This is a genomic window from Actinomadura sp. CNU-125 (genome assembly GCF_001942465.1).
Taxonomy (GTDB): Bacteria; Actinomycetota; Actinomycetes; order Streptosporangiales; family Streptosporangiaceae; genus Spirillospora.
In genome coordinates this window covers 1-3,454 of the sequence record NZ_MKJY01000406.1, presented here as the reverse complement: position 1 = coordinate 3,454, position 3,454 = coordinate 1, and the positions used below count along the sequence as shown (strand labels likewise).

At 75.8% G+C, this 3,454-nt stretch carries 3 protein-coding genes; 2 read left to right on the top strand and 1 reads right to left on the bottom strand.

Annotation, left to right across the window (positions count from 1 at the left end; translation table 11 throughout):
* Positions 1-650: 650 nt before the first annotated feature.
* Positions 651-1,247 carry a hypothetical protein gene (locus BJF79_RS63125; protein WP_262403030.1) on the top strand — a complete coding sequence of 199 codons (597 nt, stop codon included), beginning with the start codon at positions 651-653 and terminating at the stop codon, positions 1,245-1,247.
* Positions 1,202-3,058: a HelD family protein gene (locus BJF79_RS35120; protein ID WP_262403029.1), complete on the top strand. Its 1,857-nt coding sequence runs from the start codon at positions 1,202-1,204 to the stop codon at positions 3,056-3,058. The genes BJF79_RS63125 and BJF79_RS35120 overlap by 46 nt, the downstream gene beginning before the upstream one ends.
* Before the next feature lie 3 nt (positions 3,059-3,061).
* Here BJF79_RS35120 and BJF79_RS56285 read toward each other — a convergent pair.
* Positions 3,062-3,454, bottom strand: a 393-nt coding sequence (locus tag BJF79_RS56285; RefSeq protein WP_158079388.1) for a hypothetical protein, incomplete at its 5' end; no start/stop codon positions are given.

Here is a 3,454-nt window from a genome sequence, read left to right as displayed (position 1 = left end):
GGAGGCCGCGCGCAGCCCGCCCCGCGACCCGAACCACCTACGCGCGGCCATCCACAACGGCCCCACGCCGCCGCAGCACCCAGCCCGCTCCACACCTCCGCACTCCGGGCCACAAGCCCCACGCGGAGCCCCAACGACCTAGCGCGCGGCGGCCTCACACCCGCAATGCCACCCCACGCGCACGGCCAACCACCCAGCCGCGCCGCAGGGCGCGCAGCGCCCGAAGGCCCGCGCAACACCCCCGCGGCCGAACCACCCCACGCGGAACCGCCCCAGCGCGGCCCGCAGGGCGCGCAGCTCCCCGACCCCCAACGACTACACGCGGCGGCTCACACCCGCAATCACCCCACACGCACGGGAACCACCCCAGTGCGGCCGCAATGCGCGCAGCGCCCAAAAGCCGCGCAACACCCCCCGCGCCGAACGGTCGGCGTGGCGACGGTCGTCCCCTGAGCGGCCGCGTCGACGGGTGGTGTGCGTGTTACCTGGGACGACCGCGGCCGGGGCGCTCTGCGGCCGGTGGGCGTGCGGGCGTGCGCGGCGGATTTCCGGGTCGTCGACCCGCGGACGGGCGAATAAGCTGGCTGTTTCGGCCCCTTCGGGGGCGCGGGGATGCCCCCCGGTGCAGCGATTCGGAGGAGCACGCCTGCATGTCGTCCCAGGTCACCGGGCGGCCGGCCGGTCCCGGCGGCACGGTCAAGGACCGCGAGATCGCGGCCGAGCAGCGCTACGTCGACGTCGCGTACGAGCGGCTGGAGGAGATGCGCGCCGAGGCGCAGGCCATGATCCGCGAGGGGTTCCGGCAGTCGCAGGCCGGCACCAAGGCGTCGCTGGTGGACCGGGACGCCTGGGTGCACCAGGCCGCGCGGCGCGCGCAGGCCCTCGACGTCGCCGACGACGGCCTGGTGTTCGGACGGCTCGACCTGGCGGCCCGCGAGATCCGCTACATCGGACGGGTCGGGGTGCGCACCCCGGACCACGACTCCCTCGTGATCGACTGGCGGGCTCCGGCGGCCGAGGACTTCTACCGCGCGACGCCTGAGGATCCGCGGGGCGTCGTCCGCCGCCGCGTGCTGCACTCGCGGGGGCACACCGTCGTCGACATCGAGGACGATCTGCTCGACCCGTCCGCGTCCGACGGCATGACCGTCGTCGGCGACGGCGCGTTCCTCGCGTCGCTGGCCCGCACCCGTGAGGCGCGATGCGCGACATCGTCGCGACGATCCAGCGGGAGCAGGACGAGGTGATCCGCGCGCCCGCGGACGGGACGGTCCTGGTGCGGGGCGCGCCCGGCACCGGCAAGACGGCCGTGGCCCTGCACCGGGTGGCGTACCTGCTGTTCCGGCACCGGCAGCGGTTCGGGTCGCGGGGCGTGCTGGTCGTGGGGCCGAACCCGCGCTTCACCTCGTACATCGAGCGTGTCCTGCCGTCCCTCGGCGAGGGGTCGGCGGACCTGCGTTCGCTCGGTGATCTCGTGGACGGCGTCGCGGCGAGCGTCCACGACGATCCGGCGCTCGCCCGCGTCAAGGGCGCCGAGGCGATGACGAACGTGCTGCGCCGCGCGGTCGCCGACCAGGCGCCGGGCGCGCCGGGCGAGCTGCGGGTCGTGTTCAAGGGCGTCGTGGTGGCCCTCGACCGGGGCCGGCTCGACCGGATCCGCGCCGACGTGCACCGGCGCAGCCGGGGCAGCGTCAACGCCGCCCGGGGCCGCGCCGCGGAGGCGCTGCTGGACGCTGTGGGACCGGTTCACGAGCATCGGCGGGCAGGAGGCGGCGGAGGCAGCCGAGGGCGCCGAGGCCGGGTTGTGGAACGCGATCCTGGCCGCCGACGGGCTCGCGTCCCTCGACGCGAGCAGGGCGGGACGTCCGGGGACGGCTCGCCGCGGGAGAAGTTCGACGGGCGCGTCCGGGAGCAGCGCGCGTTCACCGATTTCCTCGTCGCGTGGTGGCCGCTGCGCACGCCGCTCGACGTCCTGCGCTCCCTCGGCGACGCGGAGCGGCTGCGCCGCGCGGCGGGCCGCGACGTGCCGCGCGAGGACGTGCCCGCGCTCGCCGCGTCCTGGGCGGAGGGGCCGCTCAGCTACCAGGACGCCGCGCTGCTCGACGAGCTGGACGCGCTGCTCGGTTCGCCGCCGCGGCCGTCCCGGCGCCGCCGCGCGCCCGCGGCGGACGACCCGTTCGTGGTCGACGGCGTGAACATCCTGACCGGCGAGGAGGTCGCCGACGAGTCGTGGGAGCCGGAGATGGAGGAGCTGACGACCTCCATCGAACGGCTGGAGCGGTCGCGTCGCGTCGACGACGGCGTCGTGGAGGAACGTCCCGAATACGCCCATATCGTCGTCGATGAGGCGCAGGACCTCTCCCCCATGCAGTGGCGGATGCTGGGCCGCCGCGGCCGTCAGGCGAGCTGGACGATCGTCGAGGACCCCGCGCAGAGCGCGTGGGAGGACCTCGACGCGGCCCGCGCGGCGATGGAGTCCGCCCTCGGCGGCGAACGCCGTGGCCGCGGCCGTCCGCGCAAGCGCGCGCCCCGCGCCCGCCACGAGTACGAACTCACCACGAACTACCGCAACTCCACCGAGATCGCCGCGGTGTCCGCGCGGGTGCTCGCTGAGGCCCTCCCGGACGCCCGGCCCGCGCGCGCCGTCCGCACGTCCGGGATCGACCCCGTCGTCGACCTCGTCCCCGAATCGGACCTCGCCACCGCCGCCCGCGCGGCCGCCGAGGACCTCCTGCACCGGGTCGAGGGGACGATCGGCGTGATCGTCCCGCTCGCCCTCGACTCCGGCGGCCAGGCCACCCTCTTCGACGGGACGCCCTGGGACGACGCCGAACGCGCCCGTCTCGCGGCGGACCTCCCCGAACGTGTGCAGGTCCTGGACGTCCTGGAGGCGAAGGGCCTCGAATTCGACGCGGCCGTGATCGTCGCCCCGGAGACCGTCGCCGCCCAGTCGCCGCGCGGCCTGCGCGTCCTGTACGTCGCCGTCTCCCGCGCGACGCAGCGCCTGACCGTCCTCACCGCCGACCCGGAGTGGCGGGCCAAGCTCCTCGACGGCTGACGCTCAGACGACTCCCTCGGCGGAGTCGGTGATGTCGGGTCCGCGGCTGGAACCGCCCGCGCCGCCGCGCTCGCTGCCGTCCACGGTGACGGCGATGGCGTACGTGCCTTCGCCGAAGCGGTAGTCCAGCCGCCACGACGTCGACTCCGGCGGTATCCGGACGACCTTCCGGTAGGGCAGCGCGCGATCGCGCACCGTCGTGCTCGTCCCGTCCACCGTGACGGTCAGCGACTTGAGCCTGCTGGTGCCGAAGACGTAGAACTCCAGCGTGCGCGCCGTCGCGGTCGCCGTCGGCGCGGGTGGCCCCGGCGGGGCCGCGGCCGTCCGGGGACGGTCGTCCGGCAGCGCGACACGGCGGCGGCTCCGGCGACGGCCAGGGCCCCGCCCGCGGCGAGC